Below are 25,610 nucleotides of genomic sequence, written 5' to 3'. Positions count from 1 at the left end.
GCATTACAATAAATAACAAACGTGCTAACAAAATCGTTAGCACGTTTTCTTTATTCCCACTGTTTCCACTTAGCTTTCCACTGCTCTTTCTTTTTTTGAATGAATGTATTTCCATCATCGTCTTTTTGCTGCTTCTGCCATTCATAAAAGCTTGCCGCAGCAATAAGGGTAAATCCTGCAATAAGCAGGTAAGCCCACCACGGCATATTTCCCCAAAATGGTCTCGTTTGTAGCATTACATTTAAAAGAAGCACCCCGCTGCCGATGAAGAAGTACGATTTAATTTTGTAATGAAGTCCGCCTAATACTGAAAGCAGGGATAATCCACCGGTAATTAATGCATCATAAATCGTATTGCTTCTCAGCGCGTCTTGAACAAGAAGAGCCGCGACAATAACCAGCACGATCCATTGAAGTATGTCCATCGTCTTCTTTTTATTAGACCATGTGCGTTTTGAAAGAGCGATTGTAAGGATAATCCATGGCAGTAAATATGCTTCTGCTTCAATATACTCGTTAACTGGAACGTTACCGAGCAGTACATAGTATGGATAGAGAAGACTAACAGTAGCAATTGTTTTTATTATTTTTAACGGCAGTTCATCTTTTACTTTTCGGATTTGAAGAAACAGTAAAAGAGAAAGTGCAAGAGCTGGCAGTTCCTTTAGCCATAGTGGTGAATAATAGGTAATAAAATCTAGGGCAGCAAAAATAATGAGCAGTGCCGTAAATGCATACCAATCAATTTTTATATCTCGTAATTTTGTTCCATTTCGTTCGTAAAGATAGCCGAAAAGAACATCCCCAATTGCTTTAACGACAAATGCAAAAACAATGTAGATAATAACGTATAATGCATCATTTTCAAGATTTTCTAAACTTAATAAATTTAAAATTGGAATAATCATTAATAAAGGAACAAGTGTGAAAATGTGCCAGTCTGACTTGTGCATAACATACAGTGTTATTGCAATAAAAATGATTTCAACTCCAAAAGCAGTGTTAGGATATTCGTAATAATCAAAACTAAAGAGAACTGTACCAAGTATAGAAAAGGGAATAAAATACCACTTTATTCGTTCTTTCCAGTCGTCGTTCATCAAGTACCACATTATAAAGATTATGAAGCTTGCTGTAAAAAAGCTGTATTTTTCAAATTCATAGTCAAGATTCAAAAATAAAATCGCTGACCAGACAAACAGCGGCAGTATGGTAAATCCAGCATACAAGAATAGTTTTCTCTCCCACTCTTTCGTACATTTCCATACACTATATCCGTATACAGAAAGTGCAATTAATACCGCTAGCGGACGGTCAACTCCGGTAATCATCGTTAAAAACAAGGCAATCGGTAAATAGAGGTGGCTTGTGTAAAAATAAGCATTTTTCATTGCACTATTTCTTTTACCGAGTGTTTCAGAAATAATTAGTAAAAGAACCGCGCCGCCAAGCCACTGGACACTGTCTATTAAATCTCCACTCATCCTCAGGCCGCTTATAGCTGATAAGTAAGAGGCGAGCGTTAGTAAACTAATAATCATCCATATTTCATTTTTATTTGTACGTTTAATGATAAGGTAAGCTGCAGCTATCCCGCCTAACAGCAGTCCTGTTCGCACATAAAGCGGATTAATCATTTCTGTGAAGAGAAGCACGAGTCCAAGTGCATATACCGCTTTTGCTGTCCAAAAAGTGCTGCGTTCAAAATCAAATCGTTTGCCGGCTTTCCATACGGCTGCGATTACAAGTAAGCTCACACCTACGATTCCAAAGTGAAATGGAAGTCCGAATGTTGTTTCATAGTTTTTAAATAAGCTTATAAACTCAGGATAAAGCGTGATTCCTGCAAGCATCCAGCTTATCGGATTTAGCCATGCTGTTAGTCCTTTGAGCCATTCTATCGGCATTGAAGTGTTCGTATAATACATAACAATTCCAAATAAGACAAATAACGATGAAGCTGTATACCATTCGTTTGCAAGAAGAGCTGCGCCGACTGCTAAAAGCATAACCCCAATTGAAACAAATAATGAGCTGTATTTAACAGCAAGCGTAAATTTCCACTTGTTGTAAAAATAGCCAATCGTAAATAATAGCGTACCGATTGCAAACGTATGAGCAGAAAACATGTTAGCTGTAATCGTATCGTACACTAAGCTCATCATCTGCATGCCGGCTATGATGAAGAAAGTCGGTGCTAAAAAGGAAAACAGCCTGAATTTTGTTTCATAAGCTAAAAAGATATAGTTGGCGCAAATGATAAGATAGCCGAAAAATAGTAACCATGATGGCTCTTCAAAGCGCAGGGCAATGCCTTTATAGCTAATAAATAAAAAGGCGCAAAATGAGACAGCAGCGCTCGTAAATTGAAACGCTTTTTGTAAATAGCCGTTCTGATCTTTCAATTTTGTTTGTAATCCGATAAAAACAAATCCTACTAAAGCATACAGCACAACATCAACAGACTGTAAAAACGAGTGTTCAATTAATTGATAGACGCCATATACAAAAAGAAGCGTAAAAATAAAATGATATTCTTTTCGTTTTGCCGTAAATATCATCGCTAAGTAAATAACAGCTGTTAATAGGACATTAAAGCTGTAAAACACTTCACTTTCAAAAAATAGCAGCATGAGTAATGTTGAGAGCACTAAGTTTACTTGAGAAAACACAGGCAGCTCTTTTAAGAAAAGCGTAAATTTCTCTGATTTTTTAAAACGGAAGTAGCTAACTAACAATAAAGCGTTATAACAAACAATACCTAAATAAAAGAAATCAATTGGCGGGTAGAAGGAAGCAAGTAAAAAGGCTATGCCAATGCTTAATGTTAAATATGTAAACCAAACGAACAGTCTTGAGTTTTTTCGTTTTGCATGAAAGCTATAGAGCGGTAAGCAAATGACAGCTGTAATGAAACCGAGTAGATGTTTTCCGGGCCCAAATATAGACAGCCACAATCCAAATAACTCAAAGTAACCAGCTGAAAGTATAACAATAGGCAAAAATAAACTTCCTAACGTTAAAAAGGCAAAGGATGTTTTTTCAATTTTTAGCTTATTTCTACTTAACCAGCTGATTCCAAAGAATAGTCCGCAAACGGAAGCGATTAGACCGGTCTTTCCAATTGCTGTCATCGCTTCCCAGCTGCTTGTCGCCAGGACAATTCCTCCGATTAAAAGCAGCACGACCCCGAGAATTAATACAGAGGTAATATTGCGATCGCGGATTTCTTGAGGCGATCGTTTCTTTTTCGGCTTTTGAAGGACCTTTGGCTTTAAAGGAGGTGGTTCTGTTGTTATTTCCTTAACTTCTTGTACTGCAGTTGTTAATTCTTCTGCTTGATTATAATAACGCTCATATGCCGCTTTTACAGAAGTATACTCACGCAAGCTTATCAATCGTTCTTCCCGAAGCTTTTTTAATTCGTCTGTAAAAATAATTTTCTTTTCTTCATCCTTCATATGATCACCCGCTTTTGTTCACTTAAACTCATTATATGATTGATAGAGTTTTTAATTATAGTGTAATATTACACTTTTAGTTTCTTCTTAACAAGGGAATTTATTACATTTGTTTCAAAGGGTTTGAAGAAATGTGGAAAGGGAACGGAATATTAATGATCATAATAAAAAGGAGCGGATAATAAATGAAATGGCTGCAACTCTTCTTGCTAGCAGGAATGCTTGCATTAGCAGGCTGTACAGACGCGGCAGAATTAGAACCAGTAGACGAAAACGGCTTGGACGGAGAAGAACAGACAAATAATGAAAATGAACAAGAAAATCAAACAAATGAATCAAGTGAAAACCAGGACAATAGCGAAGAAGGCATTGATGAAAAAATTCAAGAGCCGGATGTAGAAGGATTAGCAGCAGCGTTTAAAAATTATTTAATGCAGGACACTGATGAAAATCAAAAAGTTACAAACTATAAAAATAAACAGGAGCTGATCAATTCTTTTTCAGGTGTAGCTGCTCCTGAAGTTGCGCAAACATATGTTGATGATTATTATGAAGAAAGAGAAGACGGTCTTTATTTCATTGCAAAAGATGCGCCAACTTGGTTTCAAGAAAATGAACCGTATGATATGGAAAAAGTTAATGATAAACATTACAAGGTGGTTCAAGAGAGCGAAAACCAAATTACCGGACCATATCGATTAATCGTGCATTTTGAATATCAAAACGGTGCATGGTTAATAACAGAAAGAAATATTGAGAAGCTTTAAAGAAGAGGTAAGGAGCTAGCTTAAAACGTTGGGGTAAAACAACGCTTTAAGCTAGTTTTTTGCAATCTAAAAGGAAAAATAAATGAGAGAGAAGGAAGGATGAGTTCTAAAATTTGCAGTTTGGTCTACAATAAAAGAAGAGTAGTGTACAAGCATATTAAACAGCAGAGGAGGAGGTTATTTTGAAGAAAACATTTTTCTGGTGGTTTCTTGGAATCTTTATTCTTTATGGAGTAATCATAGCATGGTATTTGTTTATAGGAGCAAATACAGAGCTTCCTTCTCAATATAAGGGAACGGCTGCAGATCCGACAACATTTATGACAAACGAACAGCTTCTATTAAGCAGTGAATTTTCAAGAATAAAGCATCTTATTTTTTTTCTATCGATTCCCTTAGAATGGGGGATTTATTTAGTTGTCCTATTTTTCGGACTAACAGTTAAATTTCGTGATATTGCAAAAGGGACCATGAAAATTTCTGTTGGCCGTACAGCTATTTTTGTTTTTTTGTTATCGGGAATTAGCGCGATTCTTAGCTTTCCACTTGATTATATTAGTTATAAAGTCTCACAGGCTTATCATATTTCTACCCAAAGCTTTCACAGTTGGATGCGTGATCAAGTGATAGGATTTTGGCTTGGTTTCCTTATTTTATTTTTAGTGGTATCGGTTATTTATTTCTTTATGAGAAAAAATGAAAAACGCTGGTGGTTTTATACGTGGCTCGTTTCTATTCCATTTATTATTTTTATGATGTATATTCAGCCTGTTGTAATCGATCCTCTTTATAATGACTTTTATGAATTAAAAGACAAAGAGCTTGAGGAAGAGATTTTAACACTTGCTGATCGAGCCAATATTCCTGCCGAACGTGTCTTTGAAGTAGATATGTCAAAAAAGACGAATGCGATGAATGCTTATGTTACTGGAATTGGCTCAAACTTAAGAATTGTATTATGGGATACAACATTAAATAAACTTGAAGATGATGAAGTATTGTTTATAATGGCTCATGAGATGGGGCATTATGTGATGCACCACCTTTATCTAAATGTTCTTGCTTCCATTGTGCTTACCTTTTTTGGATTATGGTTTGGCTCAATGGTGCTGCGGTGGTTTGTTAAAAAGTTTGGAAAGGTATTTCATATTAAAGGAGTTAGCGATATCGCCTCACTGCCTGCACTGTTATTAATTTTTTCGTTGCTTTCCTTTTTAGTAAGTCCAATTGCGAATGCCATATCACGTTATCATGAACATGCAGCCGATCAATACGCAATTACAATGACAGAAGATGCTGATGCGGCTATTGGTGCTTTTCAGCAATTAACAGTGACAGGATTAAGCGAAGTTCGTCCACCTTGGATTGTAAAAGTGTTTCGCTATGGTCATCCTACGATGCTTGAACGTATTCATTTCTTAGAAACGTATAAGGAGTAAAAAAACGAATAGTTGACGATAAGGTTAGAAAAGGTTTAAAATGGGTAATATAAAATAACATATGGACTGGATTGTGACTGGTAATGCAGGCAAGACCTAAGGCGAATAGAAGAAGTTCTTCTACCGTTTTAGGTCTTTTTTTATTTTAAACACAGCAATTCACATCTGAAAATAATTTGAAAGGAAAGGTGTTAGAATGTTTAAAAAGTTATTTGGAAAAAAAGAGAAAAAAATAGAAGAAACGATTTTTTCTCCCTTAAATGGTAAAGTTGTAAAGATCGAGGAGGTACCGGATCCAACATTTGCGCAAAAAATGATGGGTGAAGGCATTGCAGTTGAACCAAAGGATGGACAAGTTGTTTCCCCTGTAAATGGGGAAATTATTCAATTATTCCCAACAAAACATGCACTTGGTATTCGTTCAGAGACAGGTCTTGAAATTTTAATTCATATTGGGTTAGAAACTGTTAATATGAAAGGTGAAGGTTTTACAGCGTTTATTAAAGAAGGAGATAAAGTAAAAGTAGGTCAAAAATTAATTGACTTTGATCTTGATCTTGTAAAGGAAAAAGCAGCAAGCACAATTACGCCAATCGTTCTTACAAATGGTGATATGCTTGAAAATCTTGAACAATCATACAGTGATAATGGGATAAAAGGTGAAACAGCAATAATGAACGTAAAAGTAAAAGCATAAGTAATAAGCAATAACCGTGCAAACAGCAGCTGTTTGCACGGTTATTTTTGTGAAAGCTGTCGTTTTGCACGAACAAATGCGATAAAATCAATGAGCTCATCTTCAGAAATTTCTTTTTGATCGATGTTCATACTAATTGTTGAATAGGATTCTTTATTCGTAAGTTCAATGTTTTTTTGACGTGAAGGATTATCAATTCGATTCAATAAGTAATCAGTTGAAGTGCCGAGTAAATCTGCAAGTTTTATCAATGCTTCAAGAGATGGTTGGCGGTATCCAGATTCATATCCTGCATATGTACTTTTGGCGATGCCTAATAAATCTGCAGTTTCCTGAAGTGACCATCCTTTGTTCTTTCTTAATTGTGAGAGTCGTTTTAAAATCATCCCTATGTCTCCTTAACATTTCTAAATAATACATAATTTTTTAAATAGCTTTATCTTTATTTCTATCATATCCTAAAAGTATGCGTTATGCATAAAATGTTTGTTTTTAATTGGTGAAATGCTATAATTAATATGCGATACGCGTATGTTTTTAAAAAACAAAATAAACTTATAAGGTCATAATATGAAATGAGATATTGCGAGGTGCTGTTAGATGAAAAAAATCTTACTGCTGGCAACAGGAGGGACAATTGCTTCCGTTGAAGGTGAAAAAGGATTAACACCTGGAATTACACCAAATGAAATCATTAGTTATTTGCCTGAAGAAAACCGAAATTATCAAATTGATACAGAGGTTGTCATGAATATTGACAGCACAAATATGCAGCCTGAGTATTGGGGTAAAATAGCTGAAGTGATTTATAAAAAATATGACCAGTATGATAGTTTTGTTATTACACATGGTACAGATACGATGGCTTATACATCGGCAGCACTTTCTTATATGCTTCAAAATGTAGATAAACCGGTTATTGTTACCGGTTCGCAGCTGCCAATTAATTATCATAAAACGGATGCGCGTAAAAATATTGTAGATGCAGTAAGGTTTGCTTGTGAAAACGTCGGTGGGATTTTTATCGTGTTTGATGGGCGCGTCATTATTGGAACGCGTGCCATTAAGATGCGCACAAAAAGCTATGATGCGTTCGAAAGCATTAATTCTCCTTATATTGCATACGTAGAAGGAGAAAAAGTCAATTATCATGTTAAGTTATCAAATGATAAAAAAGGGGAGCTTTTATTAGATACAGCCCTTTGCCCAGATGTATTTTTGTTAAAATTGTATCCAGGCACAAAACCAGAATTGTTTGATACACTAAAAACTCTTTACAAAGGAATTGTGATTGAAACATTTGGGAGCGGAGGTATCCCCTTTCAAGGTCGGGATTTGTCTCCAAAAGTGCAGGAGCTTATTGATGCTGATGTAGCTGTTGTAATTACAACACAGTGTCTGGAAGAAGGAGCCAATTTAAGTGTATATGAAGTCGGACAAAAGATTGATCAAAGCAAGGTGATTCTTTCAAGAGATATGAATACGGAAGCACTTCTTCCAAAGCTCATGTGGACATTAGGAAAAACAGAGGATTTAGCCGAAGTAAAAAAAATAATGGAAACCTCAATTGCAGGTGATCGTACGCCGGACGATGATTTATTTGATGAAGTATTGTAAATATAAAAGAAATAAGCGGGGATGTCCAACCGGGACATCCTCGCTTATTTAGGTTTTGTGCATGTATTTTTGCGAGAGAAGCAAACTAACTTTACAGAAAGGAAAGAGGTGAAACTATATGGTAAAACGAAACGAGAAAACATCTCCTGAAGTTGATCAAAAGAAAATTGTGGATGATAAAGTGAAAAAGGCACGTGCGAATAATTTTGAAGGCGATCATATTCGCCAAACAAGCCAAACAGGTGTTGTTGAGCAGTGAGAAAGGAATTCCTTTCTCACCTTTCCTTTAATAGTTTTTCTAAGAAAACTTCTTCAGCTTTTGAAAAAGAGCGCTTTGGAGGGTGAATGATTGAAAGCTGCCTTACAAAGCGATTTTTTTTAATGGTGACTGCAACAAGTTCACCTCGTTCAAGCTCTTTTGCAACGATTAAATGAGACAATATTGCGATACCTAAACCGTTAATTACCGCTTCTTTAATGCCTTGGCTTGAACTGAAAATAAACGAACGGCTTACCGGAAGATTCCATTCTTTTATAAGGAGATCGCTGTAGGCGCGGGTTCCAGAGCCTGTTTCGCGCATAATCCATACTTGATTATGTAACTCCTTTGGATCAATGATTTGCTTTTTTGCAAGTGGATGAGAGGGGGCTGTAATTAATACCATTTCATCTTCCATAAAAGGCTGGACCACAATATCATCATAGGAGATACTTCCTTCAATAAGGCCCATATCTAATTGAGTGTGCCGTACTTCCTCTGTGACATCGTCTGTATTTTCAATTTTTACTTCGATATCGATTTCAGGATAATCCGCTGCAAATTGTGCAAGCACCTTAGGAAGCACATATTCTCCAATTGTATAGCTTGCCCCAATTTTTAAACTTCCGCTTACAATATTTTTTAATTGATCAATTGAGGTTATTGTATCGTTATATAAAGATATTATATCTCTGGCGTTACGATACAAGATTTTTCCTGCCTTTGTAAGCTCTACATGTTTTGGTGAGCGGTAGACGAGCTGCTCTTGAAATTCTTTTTCTAAATTGCGAATTTGTAAGCTGATGCTTGGTTGTGAAAAATTTAATTGTTCAGCAGCACGTGAAAAATTTTTTAACTCGGCTACTGCAATAAATACTTTTAGTGCATCAATATTCATTATATCTTCCTCGCTTATCATCGTGTTTTCTTTCTTTTTATCGTACTACAATACCGTTAGTTTGAAAAAGAACAGCACTTTTAAAATCAATGATTAAGATTTCTTATGATAGCGATAACGAACTGTCATTTCCGAATCTTTTCTAACAAAAGTATGATAGTGGTAAGCGAAAGGATGAGCAGTAATGGCAATGCTAGAAAAAGAATTACTAATAAGAAAAAAGAAGTTAAGCAGTGTCCGCTTCAGCTTTCTACAAGGAGTAGGATTAACATTTTTGCTTGCAATTTTAGCAAGATTTGCAGCAGAACTTCCTTATTTAGAAGTTGTAGGAGCACTCGTATTAGCGATTTTATTTGGAATGGGTTGGCGTGTGGCTGTCGGTGTTCAGCAGCACGTTTATATAGGAATATCTTTCTCAAGTAAAAAGCTTCTACGATTAGGAATTATTTTTCTTGGAATGCGTCTTAATTTACTATCAATTGTAGAAGCAGGGATAAGTTTGTTCATTTCTGCAGTTATTGTTGTATTCTTTACCATATTCACAGCAGCTGCAGTCAGCAAAAAAATGAATTTAGATCAAAATATTGGGTTATTAACAGCGTGTGGCACAGGAATTTGTGGAGCGGCAGCCATTGCAGCTATTGCGCCGCAAATGAAGGCAAAAGATGAAGAAGTAGCTGTAAGTGTTGCAGTTATTGCCCTGCTTGGGACATTTTTTACATTTTTATATGTTGTTACAGCACCAATGCTGCCTTTTACAGATATGGAATACGGTTTTTTTGCGGGAGCGTCTTTACATGAGTTAGCTCATGTGCTTGCTGCTGCAGATGCAGGAGGAAAAGAAGCGGTTGATATGGCAGTTATTATGAAATTAACGCGTGTTATTTTATTAGTGCCTGCTGCAATGATTATTGGGATATATTATCAGAAAAACAAATCTAAAGCTGAGAAAAAAATTTCATGGAGAAGTCTCCCTATTCCGTGGTTCATTATTGGTTTCCTTGCAATGAGTACAATCAATACATTTAGTCCGATTCCTGAACAGGTAACCACTTTATTTATAAATGCTGCCTATCTATTAATCGGTATGGCAATGGCAGGTCTTGGATTAAATGTAGAATTTAAAGCGCTTTGTCAACATGGATTAAAAGCATTTGCGACAGGATTTCTTGGCACAATTTTTCTAATTGCTATTGTATATAGTATAATTTTAATTATGAGAGTTATTTAAATACAATCAATGAAAACTCAGATATTGTCGAGTTTTCATTGATTGTATTTTAGGTTAAAATAAGTTAGTAATAAGAAACAATGCTCTAACTATAAGCTCTTACATTGCTTCCATAAATCCCTTCTTTATTTTATTATTGGCACCAAGAATTTCGAAGCTTTCGAGGCGTGATGCTCTAAGAAAGGATGGAAACGGTTGAAAATTAGTAAAATTTTAAATAACAATGCAGTGGTTGTAAAGGATGGCAAGGAAGAGAAAATTGTTATGGGCCCGGGAATTGCATTTCAAAAAAGAAAAAACGACCCTGTACCACAAGCAAAGATTGAAAAAGTTTTTGTAATGCGTGATGAAAGTGAAAAATTTCAAGAACTTTTAAGAACATTGCCGGAAGAACATATTGAAATTGCAGAAGAAGTCATTTCATATGCAGAGGAAAAACTGGGTGTTGAACTTAATCAGCATATTCATATTGCGTTAACTGATCATATGTCATTTGCGATTGAGCGAATTGAAGGCGGCATTGACATTCAAAATAAGCTTTTAAATGAAATTCGCGGCTTATATCAAGACGAGTTTCAAGTGGGCTTATGGGCTGTAAAGCGAATAGAAGAACGTTTTGGAATAAATGTTCCGGAAGATGAGGCAGGATATATTGCGCTTCACATTCATACTGCGAAAATGAATGCTGGCAATATGATGGAAGCCTTAAATATTACGACAATGATTAGTGAAATGATTGAAATTTTACAAAATGAATGTGATATTATGCTTGAAGACCATACCATTTCCTATCAGCGCTTATTAACTCATCTGCGCTTTGCGCTGCAGCGCGTTGAACGTAAGGAGCCTTTTCATGATATGGATGTAGAAATGCTGCAAATGATTAAGGAAAAATATAGTGCTGCCTTTCGATGTGCTTCGAAAATGGCAGCATTTATGAAGAGCGAATATGCACTTATATTTCCAGAATCAGAGCTTGGTTATATTAGTCTTCATATTCAACGCATTCTTACACATCATAATTAATAAATAGTTGACATACAAAAGATTGGTGCTTAGAATGAAAGCGTATAAAATAAATAACAGTAGGATTGTGACTGGTAATGCAGGCAAGACCTAAGGCGAACTATAAAGGGAGTAGTCTATCCTTTTTTCGCTTTAGGTCTTTTTTCGTTAGTGCAATATGATTCTTTTTTCTCGGGTTTATGTTGGTTTTCCACATAAAATATGCTTAAAATAAATAGAGTGTTTTTTTATTAAATAGTAAGTATTGGTAAAAGTAAAGAATTAGAGTAATGAAAAAGGGAGCTGACAAGTATGAGTGGAGTTATTAGTTTAGGAGAAGCATTAATTGATTTTATCCCGCTTGATGACCAAAATGTTACGTATCAAAAAAGTCCAGGCGGTGCACCTGCAAATGTTGCAGTAGGCGTAAGCCGTTTAGGAATAAAGTCAACATTTTTAGGGAAAGTAGGAAATGACGTTCTTGGTGAATTTATGAAGAATACGCTTAACAATTATGGAGTAAATGTAGAATCAATGCTGCTAACAGATGAAGCAAGAACAGGAGTGGTGTTTGTTACCCTCGATGATGATGGAGAGCGTCATTTTAGTTTTTATATTAATCCTAGTGCGGATCGTTTCTTAAGTGAAGATGATCTTAAGGAGGAATTATTTAAAGAGCATAAAGTGTTTCATTTTGGCTCGATTTCAATGATTAGCGAGCCAGCGAAATCAGCAACTAAAAAAGCAGTTGCTTTAGCAAAAGAAAACGATATGGTTATTTCCTATGATCCAAATTTACGCCTTGGTTTATGGGAAGAAGAAGGGCAAGCACGTGAAACCATTCAATCAATGCTTGGTGCAGCGGATTTTCTAAAAATTTCTGAAGAAGAATTAACATTTATTACAGGTGAAGAAGAAATTGAAGCAGGCTTACAAGCACTTAAAGAATACAGCATTCCACTTGTTCTCGTTACACTAGGCGGAGAAGGAAGTTATATTCGCTTTAAAGGAGAAACGGTGCATGTACCTGCAATGAAAGTAAAAACAGTTGATACAACAGGTGCCGGGGATGCATTTGTGTCAGGTATCTTATATCAGCTTAATGAATTAATAAAACACATTGCTGAATTAACGGTTGAAGAAGTAAAAGAAATTGTGGAATTTGCAAGTGTTTCAGGTGCTCTTGCTGCTTCTACAAAAGGAGCAATGACTGCACTTCCAACAAAAGAGCAGGTAGAAGAGATTTTAAGTAAATAACTTATGTTGAGCTGACTCAAAAACAAAGAGTCAGCTTTTTTATAAGTAAAAGCTAAACGATTAACAAATACTATAAACATTCCTTTAAAGAAGGAGGAAAAAGTAAGAACGCCTAAAAGTGAGGGGAAAAAATGAAAGTAGTTGTCGTATTTTTATTCATGCTTCTCTTAGCAATTTTATTTAATATATCCATGGACATGCTTTTAAAAATAAAGATGTCAGAATCACTTGAAAATTTAAGAAACCCTTTTTGGGTAATGGAGACAGGAGAGTATGTGATCCTAACTTTTATAATAGTAATTACAATTATGCAACAAGTGATGCCAATTATTAAAAAGAAAATAAAAGCTAAGAAGCGGGGATCTATTTAGCTTTTAAGCGTTTTTTGATGACAGTAATTATACACATTAACAATGGAATAATAAGTTGAAAAGTGATGTGAGCGGTGTTTGTAAATATTTTTAAACCTTCCTTGATATGTTCTGGAAAATTTGAAGCAATGGTCATTGATGAATAAAGGACAATAAGGGCAATTGGTAAAATCATCTGCATATACTTTTGAAACTTAAACAAATCCCTAATACCAATAAGGGCCCCATAAAAGAAAATCGTTATTTTGAAAAAACCTCCAATAATAAGGGTAAAGACAACGAATGCATCAAGTCGTTGCAAAAATTCAGCAATATTAACCATCCCAATCGTGGACAATAACGGAAATGTTGAACGACTGACACGATCAACGCCGAGAACAGCAATATTAATAGCTAACGTATAACTTAGTGTAAGTCCGCTTAAAATCATTGCATACAGTACGGTTTTTGTTAGAGTTTTAGTTTTGTTTAAATAAGGGAACAGCATTGTAAACACAATTAGTTCTCCAAACGGAATGGCGATGGTTTCTGGAAATGCTGTTGTTAAAATGGGTTTCCATCCTTCTTCTAAAACAGGAAGTAAGTTTTGATAATTTACATTACCAGAAATATGAATTAAAGCGTTTCCAGTTATTCCTAAAATCAGTAAAACAACAATAAACACTTCTGCCGTACGTCCTATTACTTCAATGCCGTGAAACACAACATAGCTAACAGCAAGAATCATAAATGCATTAATCGGTAAAAGTGGTGTTTTGGGAAGAGTAGACGCAAGCAGTAAGTCACCGAAGTCACGTAAAACCCGCATGGAAATATTAAGAAAATAGACAATATAGCAAAGTCCAATGATCCAACCTAGATATTTACCGAAAATTTCTTTAATATAGCCGGTAAGTGTTTTTTCAGGGTACTGCAAATATAAATAACGATACATAAAAAATAAAAGAATCCCACCTGCTAAACCTAAAAGAATGGCAAGCCATGCATCTTTTTTGGCGCTAATTCCAATTGAAACGACAACCGCGCTGCCAAGTTCAAATAAATAAATGAGGGCAAATAATTGAATGGGACTTATTTTTGCTTTTTCCAAAATAGAGGGTCACCTCCATACGTAGTCTTTACATACAATGTGTTAATGTGAACGAAGTTTTTTGCGAATAAGCACAATAACAAGCATTAGAAATGGAAGAATAATATGTAAAGGAATATGAATGTATTGTGCCGCAATTTTTTGACCTTCTTGAATGTGTTCTGCAAAGCTTGAAGCAATAGTGACTGACGAGTAAAGAATAATTATCCCGATTGGCAGCACAATTTTTTTATAATTTTTAAATTGAAATAAATCTACAATGCCGATTATAGCTGCATAATAAAAAATGATAATTTTAAAAAAAAGAGTAATAATTAATGTAAAAATGGCGATGGAATCAAGTCGTTGTAAAAATTCGGCAATGTTTACTGTGCCGATTGTTGACAGTAAAGGAAAGGTAGAGCGCTCCACTCTGTCGACGCCAAGAACGGCGATGTTTAAACTTGCCGTATAAATTAAAATAAGACCGCTTGATACCAGTGCTGATAAATATACTTTTTTCACAAACTTTGGTTGATTTAAATAAGGCAGCAGCATTGTAAAAACGAACGCTTCTCCAAAAGGAAAGAACGTAATTAAAGGAAATGTTGTCGTTAAAATCGGTTTCCATCCTTCTTCGAGTATAGGCATTAAATGATCATAATTCACATTGCCGGACAGGTGAACTAAAAGGTTACCGGTAACTCCTAAAAACAACAAAATTACAATAAATACCTCTGCCGTTCGCCCCAATACTTCAATGCCGAGAAATAACACATAACCTATGGCAAGGATAAAAAATGTATTAATTGGAAAGAGCGGTGTTTTTGGAAGAGTGGACGCAAGGAGCAAATCGCCAAAATCACGTAAATTTCGTGCGGCAGCATAAATAAAATGAATCGTATATAATAGCCCAATTCCCCAACCTAAATATTTACCGAAAATCTTCCTACAGTAATTTGTAAACGGCAGGTTTGGATACTGAAGAAATAAGTAATAGTATATAAAAAATAATCCCATGCCGCTTGCTAAACCTAAAAGAATGGCGAGCCACGCATCTTTTTTTGCGCCAATACCGAGACTTACAACAATCGCACTGCCAAGTTCAAATAAAAAGATTAAGGCAAACAATTGGAATGGACTAATTTTCGCTCTTTCCATTTATTTGTTCTCACCTCCCTTCTCTTCCTCAAGAAAGACTATTCACTGCTTAAATACGATTTTGTCCGCATACCTGTACGGCGAATAAACGCACGAACATCTACTTTTACTTCAAGCTCTGGAAAAATTTCTTCCTCCCATTTTTTCTCGATTTTATTCCATTCTTTTGGATCTGCTCGATTCACTACTTCACTGAATTGAAAAATATCACTTTTTTCTTCTTGTGCTGCTTTGACTGCCATCATGATTTCTTCTTTTGTTTCTTTTTCTAACTCCTTTTCAAGCTTATTAATGGTTTCAGGTTTATCAAGATCAATCCCGCAATGAACTTCAGAGATATGTCCTTCTTCCCTCGTATCAATATGAATAATTGGTTTCCCCTCTTTAAATTCCGCACTAAGTTTCGTTTTAGAGCGCACCATTTCAACAGCAATTCCATTTTTTATATCTTTACAATCGAGGTTAAGGATACTTCTTGTAAATTCATTTTTAATCCAAGTAACACCTCGTGCTGCGTCTTCATCCAACCATGTTTCAAGTTTTCCGTCTTTTAGTACAGCAATGCCTGTAATTTCTAATGTTGTATCAGGATCAATTTTTCTTATATTAAATAATTCGTTTCCCTTTTCAGGATCACCGTTAATGCGAATGCCAATAATTGCGGCTGCATGTTTATTGATACTATCAATCACTTGGTCAGCACGGGTACTTGCATATTCCCCCCAAATTCTTCGTGTGAATTCTAAAGCACCAACGATTTTTGAAGCGGGAATGCTTTCTAAAGGCGTGCTCACTTTTAGAACATTTTCTGCTGTATTTTCTCTTGCGATTAAAATAGGGAACAGCATGCGGAACTGAGGATCTCGATCAATAAAATCAAAAAGATCTGTAACCCCCTCTTTTGCTAACTCCTCTCCAATAACCATTACTTGTATGTGAGGAAAATAGAGTTCGTTCGCTGTTTTTGGTGAAATTTTTCGCAATGCCTCTGAGACGGTGCTGCCTGTATTGCTGAATGTCGTAATAGGGGAAGCTCGTCCAGCAGTTTGTCCAGTACCGCCAACGGCTTCTCCTTCATTAATAATTTGCACTGTGACACGGTAACGGTTGTTAACATCATCTTCTCCTTTATCAATTCCGATAGCCGTTACAATATCAAGGTCCTGAAGTTCTGTTCGATCCCAGCATCCTGTAAGTAATAATAGAATAAACAAGATGAACAGTCTTAAAAAATGTTTATGTTTCATCAGCATTCCTCTTTGTATGATCTTTTTTAATGGTGTTACTTCCTTTCTCCGGCGGCTTAGGTTTTGGCGTGTTATTCGATCTGCCAATTTTATTTTGATCAACGAGTCTAGGACGCTTTGCTAACCACGGTTTTGGCAGGCGCAGAATGGTATCACCTTGATCCGATAGAATGAGTGGTGCAAATGGTGCTAAATAAGGAATGCCAAAAGAACGTAAGCTGCACGTATGGGCAACTAACATAATGACACCTAACCCGATCCCATATATGCCAAAGGAAGCTGCTAAAGCCATTAAGGCAAACCGGATGATCCGAACAGCATCGACCATTGAATGATGAGGAATGGTGAAGCTTCCAATGGCTGTTGCGGATACCACAATGACCATTCCTGCTGATACAATCCCTGCCTGAACAGCAGCTTCTCCTAAAACAAGTGCCCCAACGATTGACACAGCTGAACCAACGGGGCGCGGCATCCGAACCCCCGCCTCACGTAATATTTCAAATGTAAACTCCATTAATAAGGCTTCGATAAACACGGGGAATGGGATCCCTTGTCTCTGCGCAGCCAAACTAACTAATAAAGGCGATGGAATTAATTCCTGATGGAAAGAAAGAAATGCAACATAAGTCGCCGGTCCAAGCATGGCAAGTAAAAGTGAAACGACGCGAATAAACCGTATAAAGGAAGCAATATTCCAACGAAGATAGTAATCTTCAGCTGACTGGAAAAATTGATTCCATGTTGCCGGTACCAGTAACGGAAATGGCGTGCCATCAACGAAAATCACAATACGGCCCTCCATTAAATTTCCTGCCACAACATCGGGACGTTCTGTCACAAAGATGGTTGGCCAAGGGGAAGCCGTGGCATCAATAATAAACTCTTCAATAGTATTTGAAGCAAGTACTTCATCAATCTCAATTCGTTCTAATCGTTCTTTCACTTCCTGAACAAGCTTGTCATTCACGATGCCTTTTACGTACATCATTCCAACATCTGTTTGAGTGATTTCACCGATCTGCATGGTTTCAAGCCATAAGTTTGGACTTTTAATACGCCGGCGCACCATTGCGGTATTCGTACGAATGGATTCCGTGAAACTATCTCGTGGACCGCGAATGGATAACTCTGAAACCGGTTCTAAGATACTTCTTAATTCTCCACCTTTGGTTGAGCAAACAAGCGTATCGTCACATCCATTAATGAGTAGGACGGTTTCTCCAGATAATAGTGATAATAGTAACTTGTTCCAATCTTGTGCATTCTTAACCTCAGCAACCGTTAATACTTTTTCTTTCATTTTTATTAATAAATCTTGTGGTGATTTTACCTCATCTTTTTCGATATTTTCGAGTTCATTCATTAACGTTTTCATCAAAAAATCGTTAATAAAATCGACATCAATCAAGCCATCGATACAAACTAACGCGGCATTATAAACAGGGTTTTGCCCAATCTTGAATTCACGAATAATTAAATCACTGCTGTTACCTAAAGTATCTTTCATATTTCTGATGTTTGTTTGCAAGTTCTGATCGAGCTGTTGGGATGACTGTGGTAAATCAAGTTCTTCGGTATATTGGACATTCTGTTTTTTTTTAAAGTTTTTTTGCAGTCGTTTCCAAATCATACTCATTTTTTAAAGCACTCCATCTCTATGATGACGTTTTATAGCAATGTTTTTAGTAGAGAATATCTAGTTATCCATCCTATCCTTATCTATTGTTTTTATACCTGTTTAACTGAAAAACAAAAGCACAGCCATTGTTTTTCATGGTTGTGCTTTTGTTTGTTTACTTTTGAAATTAATAGGAAGTGTAAGTGTTACAGTCGTCCCTTTATTTTCTTCACTTGAAAAGGAGATTTTTCCATGGTGGTTTTTAATAATATTGAAGCTGTACATTAATCCAAGACCTGTTCCGGTGTCTTTTGTTGTATAAAAAGGTTCTCCAAGTGCTCTGATTTTTTCTTTTGGAATACCGTATCCTTGATCGATAAATTGAATTAAAATCCAATCCTGAAAGTCTGATCTCGCATTAACAAAGATGTTACCGCCTTTTGGCATAGCTTCAATCCCATTTTTAAAAATATTAATAAATACTTGTTTTAGTTGGTTTTGATCACAGTAAATTTTCGGAAGGCTTGTTTCAATATCATTCATAACAATTTCAACATTATGCATGACTGCTTCACTATTAAGTAAGATCACTGTTTGTTCTAGTAATTTCGTAATATCACATTGACCAAAGTGTTGGGCTTGAGGTTTTGCGAGTACAAGCATTTCATTGACGATTTTCTCAATTCGTTCGATTTCTTCTAGAATTAGCGGTATAAAGCTAATATTAGAATTATCTTTATTAATTAATTGCAAGAACCCTTTTACAGATGTAAGAGGATTTCGAATTTCATGGGCAATCGCGGCTGCAAGCTTGCCAGCAGTTGAGAGCTTTTCCGATTTTCGAAGCAGTTCCTCTGTTCTTTTTCTTTCTGTAATATTTCTTGTTACAGATAAAATTGCTGGAACTTCTTCATATAAAATTGGAATGGACGTTGTTTCAGCATCAATTTTTTCTCCATTTAAGCGGGAAATTTTGCATTCGAATTTTTTAGCATGATGATTGTGAAAGTGAAAGTGTTTTGCATGTTTTTCCACAAGCTTAAGGTCTTCAGGTGCAATAAACTGTTTGATGGATTTTCCGATAATATCATTTAATTGTGCTGCTGAAAGTATTTTCAGTCCTTCCTTATTACTAAATAAAATAGTACCGCTGCGGTGTACAAAAATAGCTTCAGGAAATAGTTCAATTAATTGGCGATAGCGTGTTTCGCTTTCTTTAAGGGCTGTTTGCTTTTTGATTAATTGTTTGCGGCTTTTATAGATAAGTAAAAAGAGAAGGGCGCTTGTAATAATTACAAAAAGCCAGCCTTTATAGGTTTGAATTTTAATAATAATTTCAGGATCTTTAAAGAAAACAAAAACAATTTCATCAGAAAACATTACCCATATGCTTCCTATGAAGAAATAAAGCATGGTAATAGTTGTTGGCGTCAAAGTGTTTTTATGTATATTTAATTGTTTTACTTGGTGTTTTTCCAATTCCATGCTCCTTTCATATAGTAAGAATTTGTAAGGTGATTTTTTATAGTATTTACAAGTCTTTTTTTACTATGAAAATTAAATAAGTCTTTTTAAAATCATATGATGGAAATTAGCAGTTGCTTGTAGGGCAAAAACATATAGTGTAATATTACACTATATGTTTTTATTTGGGGGTATGATATGAATCGAGAACAGATTATTGAACTTCTTTCTAATAAATTAAAGCTTGTTCGTGTAGAAAAAGGCTATACACAAGATCGGATGGCCTTTGTGTTAGGGATTTCAAAAAAAACATTAGTTCAAATAGAGAAAGGAAGAAGTGATGCAGGTTGGACTACTGCCGTGGCGATGTGTGCATTGTTTCGCGATAGTGAAGTTATTCAGTCTGTATTAGGAAATGATCCAATTGAAGTGCTGGAAACGATGGCCCATGAGGAAGTTGAACGTCCTAAACAAAAAACAATGGGAGGGCATGTTTGGTGGAGTGACGTGGAGATTAAAAATAGCTTTCGTCTGCAGCAAAATTTAGTAAGTAAGCATTATCGAATATTAGACGATGAAGCGTATCGCTGGTATAGTTCTTTCAATGAGAAAGAAGCAAGGCAGCGGTTTAATGAAATTTCCACCAAAGATTCAAGGTAGAAAATAACCCTCTATATTTTTAAGGAATGAGAGAATCAGTTATACTATACCTATACATGTAATGGAAAGAGGGATGAATATGGAATATCCTGATGATATGAAAAAGCGTTTGCGAAGAATTGAAGGACAGGCACGCGGTGTATTAAGAATGATGGAAGAACAAAAAGATTGTAAAGACGTTGTTCACCAGCTTTCGGCAATACGTTCCGCTGTTGAGCGTTTAACTTTATACATTGTAGGAACAAATATGGAAAGCTGTATTAAAGAACAACTAGAAAAAGGAGAAGAAGCGGACGAAGTGATTAAAGAGGCTGTTAAGCTGCTTGTAAAAAGCCGCTAAAAAATACCCTAGGATTGAGCCTAGGGTATTTTTTATGAACAGGTGTAGAAGGTATAAACTTTATTATGGAATGGATGAATGTAATAGAAGTTAATCACGTAAACTACATTTAGGACTAAGCATAGCAGAACTTAAGAAGGCTGTGCTAAAATATAGCTAATTGTAGAGAAACAATGAAGGTGCGGCTTTATTAAATAGGAAGGTGAAATCATGATAAGAAGAAGTGTTCTCTTAGGTATGGTTGCTGTTTTTGCACTTATTACTTGGGGGTTTTATGAGTATATTTCAAATGAAAATGTTTTGAATGCTGGTGAGAAGAACCAGGAAAATGAAGAATCTGTACCGGCTGCTGCTTCTTCTGGTGAGATAGGTTTAGAAAAAGGAGATAAAGCACCAAACTTTACATTGGAAAATCTTAAAGGAGAGCAAGTCTCTCTTTCAGATTTTCGCGGAAAAAAGGTATTATTAAATTTTTGGGCAACCTGGTGTCCACCTTGTAAAGAGGAGATGCCCGAAATGGAGGAGTTTTATGAAAAAAATGGTGCTAAAATGGAAATTATAGCAGTAAACTTAACAATGTTTGAACATGATCAAGCAAATGTAGCACCATTTATAAAAGAGTATGGACTTACTTTTCCTGTATTGTTAGACAAGGAAGGTGAGCAGGCGAAAGTATATCAAGCTATTACTATTCCAACTAGTTATATAGTAGATGAGAAAGGGATTATCCAACAGAAAATTGTTGGACCAATGACATATGAAATGATGGAAAAAATTATTCAAAATTAAAAAATACTAAATAAACGAAGAGCTTATCTATATTTTTACTAATAGAGAGGCTCTTTTTTAACATATAAAAAGGCCATTTAAATGGGGGGAACATTTAAATGGCAGTGCATGATGAGCCCTAAGATCATAACATATTTATTTTAAAGGGATGATAGAGGTAGTATTCCCCAGACAAAAAATTTTAAACAATTGTTTGAAAATATTCGCAAGATGATGAAAATAAGTAGAAATATGGTAGTATTAAACTAGGACATTTAAAGTATCGGATTTATAGTAAGAAAGAGAATAAAAAAAGAAGGTGCTTGAATGAAGGAAATAAAGGAATATAGTCAATTGATAAAAAATTCCGATGATTGGCAGCGGCTTCAGTTGGAACTAAAGGCGTTAAAAGAGGAAAATCAAGCGCTTAAGCTGAAATTAAGAGATCAGCAGAGACAATTAACGACAATGAAGAAGTCAGAAAAGTTATTGAACAAAACGTTGTCACATACGTATGCGCTTATTTTTCGATTTAAATTAAATGACTATAATGAACCTGTTTTTACCTTTATTGGTGGAGATCTTCTTGAACACCTTCCTATTTCGACAGAATTTTATACGAACAAAAAACTAGATGAAGTATTTAGGGAGAAGTTAGTAAGTAAACTTAAGTCTTATTATTTAAAGGCATTAAAAGGTAAAGCAGAACAGTTTGAAATGGTATTTAATGGAAGTGTGCTTTTAACATCCTTTCTTCCTGTTTTTGAAAACGACAATCTAATAGAAGTAGTCGGTTCTATACTAGATGTCACAAAAATAAAGGAAATAAAGGAATATGTTCGCTCTAGTGAAGAAAAATTTCGTAAAATATTTGATGCGGCAGAAGATGCTATCGTACTCTTAAATGGAAACCAACGTTATATTGATGCGAATGAAGCAGCATGTCGTTTATTTGGTATTTCAAAGGAAAAATTATTAAACATGCATTTAGGAGATTTAACAGCCGAAGCACGAAAAAAGTCCTTTATTGAAGAATGGCCGAGCTTTATAAAAGAAGGTACTTTTAAAGGAGAAACAGAGGTTGTTCGGTCAGATGGATTGATTCAGCAAGTAGAATATAATGCAAAAGCTCATATTCTACCAGATGTGCATCTTGCGATTATACGAGATATAAAGGAACGAAAAGAAATAGAGGATCGTTTGCGAAATACAGAAACGTTAAAAGCGATTGGTGAGCTAGCAGCAGGAATTGGACATGAAATAAGGAATCCATTAACCTCTTTAAAAGGATTTATTCAACTTCTTCATTCTGAAATTCATAACAGTTCAAATAGTGATCAGTATTTTGAAATTATTTTATCAGAGCTGCAGCGTTTAGAAGAAATTATTAATGAATTTGTCTTATTATCAAAACCAAAAACAACTCTTTTTGAAATGAAAAATGTACGTACTGTCCTTAATGAGACAATGGCACTGTTAGAATCTCAGGCAACGTTAAAAAATGTAGAAATTGCAGCAAAATTTCAAAACGATTTACCGTTAGTCCGGTGTGAATCAAATCAACTTAAGCAAGTGTTTATTAACTTCATTAAAAATGGGATTGAAGCGATGCCTAATGGAGGAAAGCTAAGTGTACATGCTCAGCAAACTTCTTCTGAAGAGATTTGTATTCAAATTCAAGATAATGGAATAGGAATGGATACAGACAGTTTAAATCAATTAGGTAAACCCTTTTATACAACAAAAGAAAAAGGAACAGGACTTGGATTAATGGTAAGTTTTAAAATTATTCGAGACCATTTAGGTCATGTTAAAGTGCGCAGCAAGCAAGGAAAGGGAACAACATTTGAAGTTTACCTCCCAATCAATTGTGAGTAGAGAAAGTATCTCAGTGGAAGAATAATAGAAAATGGGTCGATGTTTAAGGTGCGGGATTTTAATTATTTCCTATTATTTTTCAAAAGGTTTTGGACATTTTTATTTGGTTCCCAACAATTAAACTGGTAAGTAGGTTTTGTTTTATAACCGAGTCGTGCGCATATATATGAAAGAGGACGAGGTTGTTTTTTGATTCGATAATGGATGCATGTTGCACAGCAATGGTAACGATTTTCTTTCATGTTATACTTCCTTTCAGATTATAACTCAGTTTATGCTAATAGTCGGTTTTTTCTAAGTTGCAATCAAGCTATAATAAAATTAGAGTGCTTTATTATAATTTAATTCTGCAGCTCTTAATATTTTCCTGCGATAAATCATTAGTCGTTCATTTTTATGACTTCCTTATAAAAATGACCCTTTTATTGAAAGGTAAGGAGAGGATCTGACGGTGTATCCTGAATTAAATCAATTTTTGAAAATAAAAAAGTTATATGACAAGGAACTTACTGCACTAGAAGAGCAAAAAGAAGCAATTGAAAAACGTCGAAATGTTGTTCAAAGTGTTTATATGGACATGCTCGATAAAAGAAGTGCGTATGTCCCGCTCTCAAAATTAACAGAAGCAAAAGAAAAAATTGAGGAACTTACAAATGAGTTAAGGTATATTATTGAAAAGATGCGCAATGTTGAAAAAGAAAAAAAAGAACGTTTAAAAGAACTGCTGCCTTCGTTAATAACTGGAAAAGATAGAGAGATAGGTGCTGTAAATCGTCATCTTCAAAAGAAAAAGCGAGAATTGATGCGTTCAAGAGCAGAATACTTGTATTTAATTCAACAGCTTCATGAGATGAGATTGTATGCTGATGAAGTAGATGAAACATATCGAAAAGCAGCAAGGGAAATTAATGAACGTCGTCCAACTCCTCGATTTGAAGGAATTTCAGTTCATACGTTATCATTTTCGCATCATGAAATTCAATCTGTTTATGAAACTGGGAAACTTCCAGCTTGGGTAGAAGAAATATTAGGAAATGAAGATCAAAGAGTCCCTAACGACAAAGAACTTTCCTTCAAGTTATTATCAAAAAAATAAGTATAAAAAACAAAGAGATTACATCTTCTTTGTTTTTTTTATAGAAAATTCCACATAAGCCTTGTACAAACGCCTCTTCCACTCTTGGATTTATACATAATATGTAAATAGGTGACAATATTTTTAATAACAGTTATGACAAATAGTATTGGAGATTTTTTTAAGAAAGGAGGATAAAAATGTCATTTGAACATTATTATCACACTTGTTGTGAGCATATCGGACGCACAGTAGAAATTGGGTGTCGTGATGGAGCTGCTTATCGAGGCGTTATTGAACATGTTGATAAAGAGTATGTATATTTACGTCCTTTTGATGAAGAAGTGAACGAACATCATGAATCTCCAAATCATGGTTTATTTTTATGGGGATTTGGAGGAAGCTTTGCCGGTGGTTTTCTAGGTGGCTTAACGGGTGTCGCTTTAGGGAGAATTGCCTTTTTTAGACCATATCCGTATTACTATTAAATCTTTTAGAACATATTAGTAAATCAAGTAATAAGATAGTTACAAGAAATAAACCAAAGAATTTGTATGACGGCTTTCTTAAAAAGATAAAGGCTGTGTCTTTGTGTCTCTAAAAATTCCCCCTTCTTATTTTATTAAACGAAGGGGGATTTTTAGCACCATCGTACAAGAGTGAAAAATGTTAATAAAGGGGAAAAAAAATGAAACATGAATGGAAATTTCCGCTGATAGAATCTCCCCATCTTATTTTTAGAAGACTTGAAGAAAGAGATTGTGAGGCTGTTTTTGCACTTTTTTCAGATAAAGAAGTGATGAAGTATGATGGAGGAAGAATAATGACTGATCGAAAAGAGGCAGATTATTATATTGATGTTTTTTCCAGTCCTCATTCATACTACCGAATGAATTCAATACGATGGGGAGTAGAACGAAAAGATTCCAATACATTAATTGGAACGTGCGGTTTTAAAAATTTAGACCGTGTTTCACATCATGCTGAAATTGGCGGTAATCTTTTGAAAGAATATTGGCAACAAGGCTATGGAAAGGAAATGCTGCAAACACTTATTGATTTTGGGTTTAATAAGATGAAATTAAATCGAATTAGTGCGCTAACAAGAGCTGAAAATAAAGCAGTTCTTAAGCTTCTTGAAAAGTTTCACTTTCAAAAAGAAGGCATATTACGTGAATACCAACTCGTGAATGGGAAGTTTGTAGATGCTCTTCTATTTTCGTTATTAAAGGCAGAGTTTATCGAATGAATATACAAAACAAATAAAATGCTGTTTGACACTCATACAATTTAAATAAGCTAATAAAATAAAATCAAAAGGGGGG

24 protein-coding genes are annotated in these 25,610 nt (G+C 35.2%); 16 read left to right on the top strand and 8 right to left on the bottom strand.

Features of this window, described 5'->3' with window-relative positions:
• Positions 1-50: 50 nt before the first annotated feature.
• A complete protein-coding gene (locus tag DS031_RS13875; RefSeq protein ID WP_113806667.1) occupies positions 51-3,461 on the bottom strand; it encodes a DUF2157 domain-containing protein in 3,411 nt (1,136 codons plus the stop codon).
• A 185-nt stretch (positions 3,462-3,646) separates the two neighbouring features.
• Between DS031_RS13875 and DS031_RS13870 the strand changes: the two genes are divergently transcribed.
• The 3 genes from DS031_RS13870 to DS031_RS13860 all read left to right on the top strand — a co-directional run bounded on the left by DS031_RS13870 (position 3,647) and on the right by DS031_RS13860 (position 6,364).
• Complete coding sequence (locus DS031_RS13870; RefSeq protein ID WP_113806666.1) at positions 3,647-4,228, top strand: hypothetical protein; 582 nt, start codon at positions 3,647-3,649, stop codon at positions 4,226-4,228.
• A 182-nt stretch (positions 4,229-4,410) separates the two neighbouring features.
• Entirely contained in the window at positions 4,411-5,667 is a 1,257-nt protein-coding gene (locus DS031_RS13865) for a M48 family metallopeptidase (protein ID WP_113806665.1), read from the top strand.
• Between the two features lie 196 nt (positions 5,668-5,863).
• On the top strand, positions 5,864-6,364 hold the full coding sequence (locus DS031_RS13860; RefSeq protein WP_113806664.1) for a PTS sugar transporter subunit IIA: 501 nt from the start codon (positions 5,864-5,866) through the stop codon (positions 6,362-6,364).
• Between the two features lie 41 nt (positions 6,365-6,405).
• Here DS031_RS13860 and DS031_RS13855 read toward each other — a convergent pair whose 3' ends face one another.
• The gene (locus DS031_RS13855) at positions 6,406-6,747 is read right to left on the bottom strand and encodes a helix-turn-helix domain-containing protein (RefSeq protein WP_113806698.1); all 342 of its coding nucleotides are present in this window, start codon (positions 6,745-6,747) and stop codon (positions 6,406-6,408) included.
• 217 nt (positions 6,748-6,964) lie between these two features.
• On the opposite strand from DS031_RS13855, the gene DS031_RS13850 reads away from it, so the two are divergent.
• Together DS031_RS13850 and DS031_RS23745 are read left to right on the top strand one after the other, a co-directional pair.
• The gene (locus DS031_RS13850) at positions 6,965-7,981 is read left to right on the top strand and encodes an asparaginase (RefSeq protein ID WP_113806663.1); all 1,017 of its coding nucleotides are present in this window, start codon (positions 6,965-6,967) and stop codon (positions 7,979-7,981) included.
• Positions 7,982-8,099: 118 nt separating this feature from the next.
• Positions 8,100-8,240 carry a hypothetical protein gene (locus DS031_RS23745; RefSeq protein WP_181833162.1) on the top strand — a complete coding sequence of 47 codons (141 nt, stop codon included), beginning with the start codon at positions 8,100-8,102 and terminating at the stop codon, positions 8,238-8,240.
• Between the two features lie 16 nt (positions 8,241-8,256).
• On the opposite strand, the gene DS031_RS13845 is transcribed toward DS031_RS23745, so the two are convergent.
• Positions 8,257-9,138: a LysR family transcriptional regulator gene (locus tag DS031_RS13845; protein ID WP_113806662.1), complete on the bottom strand. Its 882-nt coding sequence runs from the start codon at positions 9,136-9,138 to the stop codon at positions 8,257-8,259.
• A 190-nt stretch (positions 9,139-9,328) separates the two neighbouring features.
• Here DS031_RS13845 and DS031_RS13840 point away from each other — a divergent pair, with 190 nt between their 5' ends.
• From DS031_RS13840 to DS031_RS13825, 4 genes are all read left to right on the top strand, one after another.
• Positions 9,329-10,369, top strand: a complete 1,041-nt coding sequence (locus DS031_RS13840) for a YeiH family protein (RefSeq protein WP_113806697.1) — start codon at positions 9,329-9,331, stop codon at positions 10,367-10,369.
• 195 nt (positions 10,370-10,564) lie between these two features.
• Entirely contained in the window at positions 10,565-11,395 is an 831-nt protein-coding gene (locus DS031_RS13835) for a PRD domain-containing protein (protein ID WP_113806661.1), read from the top strand.
• Between the two features lie 291 nt (positions 11,396-11,686).
• Positions 11,687-12,631 (top strand): aminoimidazole riboside kinase, encoded by a 945-nt coding sequence (locus tag DS031_RS13830; RefSeq protein WP_113806660.1) that lies wholly within the window; start codon positions 11,687-11,689, stop codon positions 12,629-12,631.
• A 131-nt stretch (positions 12,632-12,762) separates the two neighbouring features.
• A complete protein-coding gene (locus DS031_RS13825) occupies positions 12,763-13,002 on the top strand; it encodes a YczF family membrane protein (protein ID WP_113806659.1) in 240 nt (79 codons plus the stop codon).
• Here DS031_RS13825 and DS031_RS13820 read toward each other — a convergent pair.
• From DS031_RS13820 to DS031_RS13800, 5 genes are all read right to left on the bottom strand, one after another.
• The gene (locus tag DS031_RS13820) at positions 12,995-14,092 is read right to left on the bottom strand and encodes a GerAB/ArcD/ProY family transporter (protein ID WP_113806658.1); all 1,098 of its coding nucleotides are present in this window, start codon (positions 14,090-14,092) and stop codon (positions 12,995-12,997) included. The two genes, DS031_RS13825 and DS031_RS13820, sit on opposite strands and share 8 nt — an antisense overlap.
• 42 nt (positions 14,093-14,134) lie before the next feature.
• The gene (locus DS031_RS13815) at positions 14,135-15,232 is read right to left on the bottom strand and encodes a GerAB/ArcD/ProY family transporter (protein ID WP_113806657.1); all 1,098 of its coding nucleotides are present in this window, start codon (positions 15,230-15,232) and stop codon (positions 14,135-14,137) included.
• 38 nt (positions 15,233-15,270) lie between these two features.
• Entirely contained in the window at positions 15,271-16,479 is a 1,209-nt protein-coding gene (locus tag DS031_RS13810; RefSeq protein WP_181833161.1) for a Ger(x)C family spore germination protein, read from the bottom strand.
• Positions 16,469-18,118: a spore germination protein gene (locus tag DS031_RS13805; RefSeq protein ID WP_113806655.1), complete on the bottom strand. Its 1,650-nt coding sequence runs from the start codon at positions 18,116-18,118 to the stop codon at positions 16,469-16,471. Before DS031_RS13805 ends, DS031_RS13810 begins: the two co-directional genes overlap by 11 nt.
• 135 nt (positions 18,119-18,253) lie before the next feature.
• The gene (locus DS031_RS13800) at positions 18,254-19,579 is read right to left on the bottom strand and encodes an ATP-binding protein (protein ID WP_181833160.1); all 1,326 of its coding nucleotides are present in this window, start codon (positions 19,577-19,579) and stop codon (positions 18,254-18,256) included.
• Between the two features lie 183 nt (positions 19,580-19,762).
• Between DS031_RS13800 and DS031_RS13795 the strand changes: the two genes are divergently transcribed.
• The 7 genes from DS031_RS13795 to DS031_RS13760 all read left to right on the top strand — a co-directional run bounded on the left by DS031_RS13795 (position 19,763) and on the right by DS031_RS13760 (position 25,534).
• Positions 19,763-20,224, top strand: a complete 462-nt coding sequence (locus DS031_RS13795; RefSeq protein ID WP_113806653.1) for a helix-turn-helix transcriptional regulator — start codon at positions 19,763-19,765, stop codon at positions 20,222-20,224.
• A 79-nt stretch (positions 20,225-20,303) separates the two neighbouring features.
• Positions 20,304-20,564 carry a metal-sensitive transcriptional regulator gene (locus tag DS031_RS13790; RefSeq protein WP_113806652.1) on the top strand — a complete coding sequence of 87 codons (261 nt, stop codon included), beginning with the start codon at positions 20,304-20,306 and terminating at the stop codon, positions 20,562-20,564.
• Between the two features lie 210 nt (positions 20,565-20,774).
• Positions 20,775-21,353 carry a peroxiredoxin family protein gene (locus DS031_RS13785; protein WP_113806651.1) on the top strand — a complete coding sequence of 193 codons (579 nt, stop codon included), beginning with the start codon at positions 20,775-20,777 and terminating at the stop codon, positions 21,351-21,353.
• A gap of 306 nt (positions 21,354-21,659) precedes the next feature.
• Positions 21,660-23,210: an ATP-binding protein gene (locus tag DS031_RS13780; RefSeq protein WP_113806650.1), complete on the top strand. Its 1,551-nt coding sequence runs from the start codon at positions 21,660-21,662 to the stop codon at positions 23,208-23,210.
• A gap of 451 nt (positions 23,211-23,661) precedes the next feature.
• A complete protein-coding gene (locus DS031_RS13770) occupies positions 23,662-24,306 on the top strand; it encodes a hypothetical protein (protein ID WP_113806648.1) in 645 nt (214 codons plus the stop codon).
• Between the two features lie 179 nt (positions 24,307-24,485).
• Complete coding sequence (locus DS031_RS13765; protein ID WP_113806647.1) at positions 24,486-24,773, top strand: hypothetical protein; 288 nt, start codon at positions 24,486-24,488, stop codon at positions 24,771-24,773.
• 200 nt (positions 24,774-24,973) lie between these two features.
• Complete coding sequence (locus DS031_RS13760; protein WP_113806646.1) at positions 24,974-25,534, top strand: GNAT family N-acetyltransferase; 561 nt, start codon at positions 24,974-24,976, stop codon at positions 25,532-25,534.
• Positions 25,535-25,610 lie beyond the last annotated feature (76 nt).

The organism is Bacillus taeanensis, from assembly GCF_003318295.1.
GTDB classification, from domain to species: Bacteria; Bacillota; Bacilli; order Bacillales; family UBA6769; genus Maribacillus; species Maribacillus taeanensis.
The sequence above is the reverse complement of the archived record's forward strand: the minus strand, read 5'-3'. Positions and strand labels throughout refer to the sequence as shown.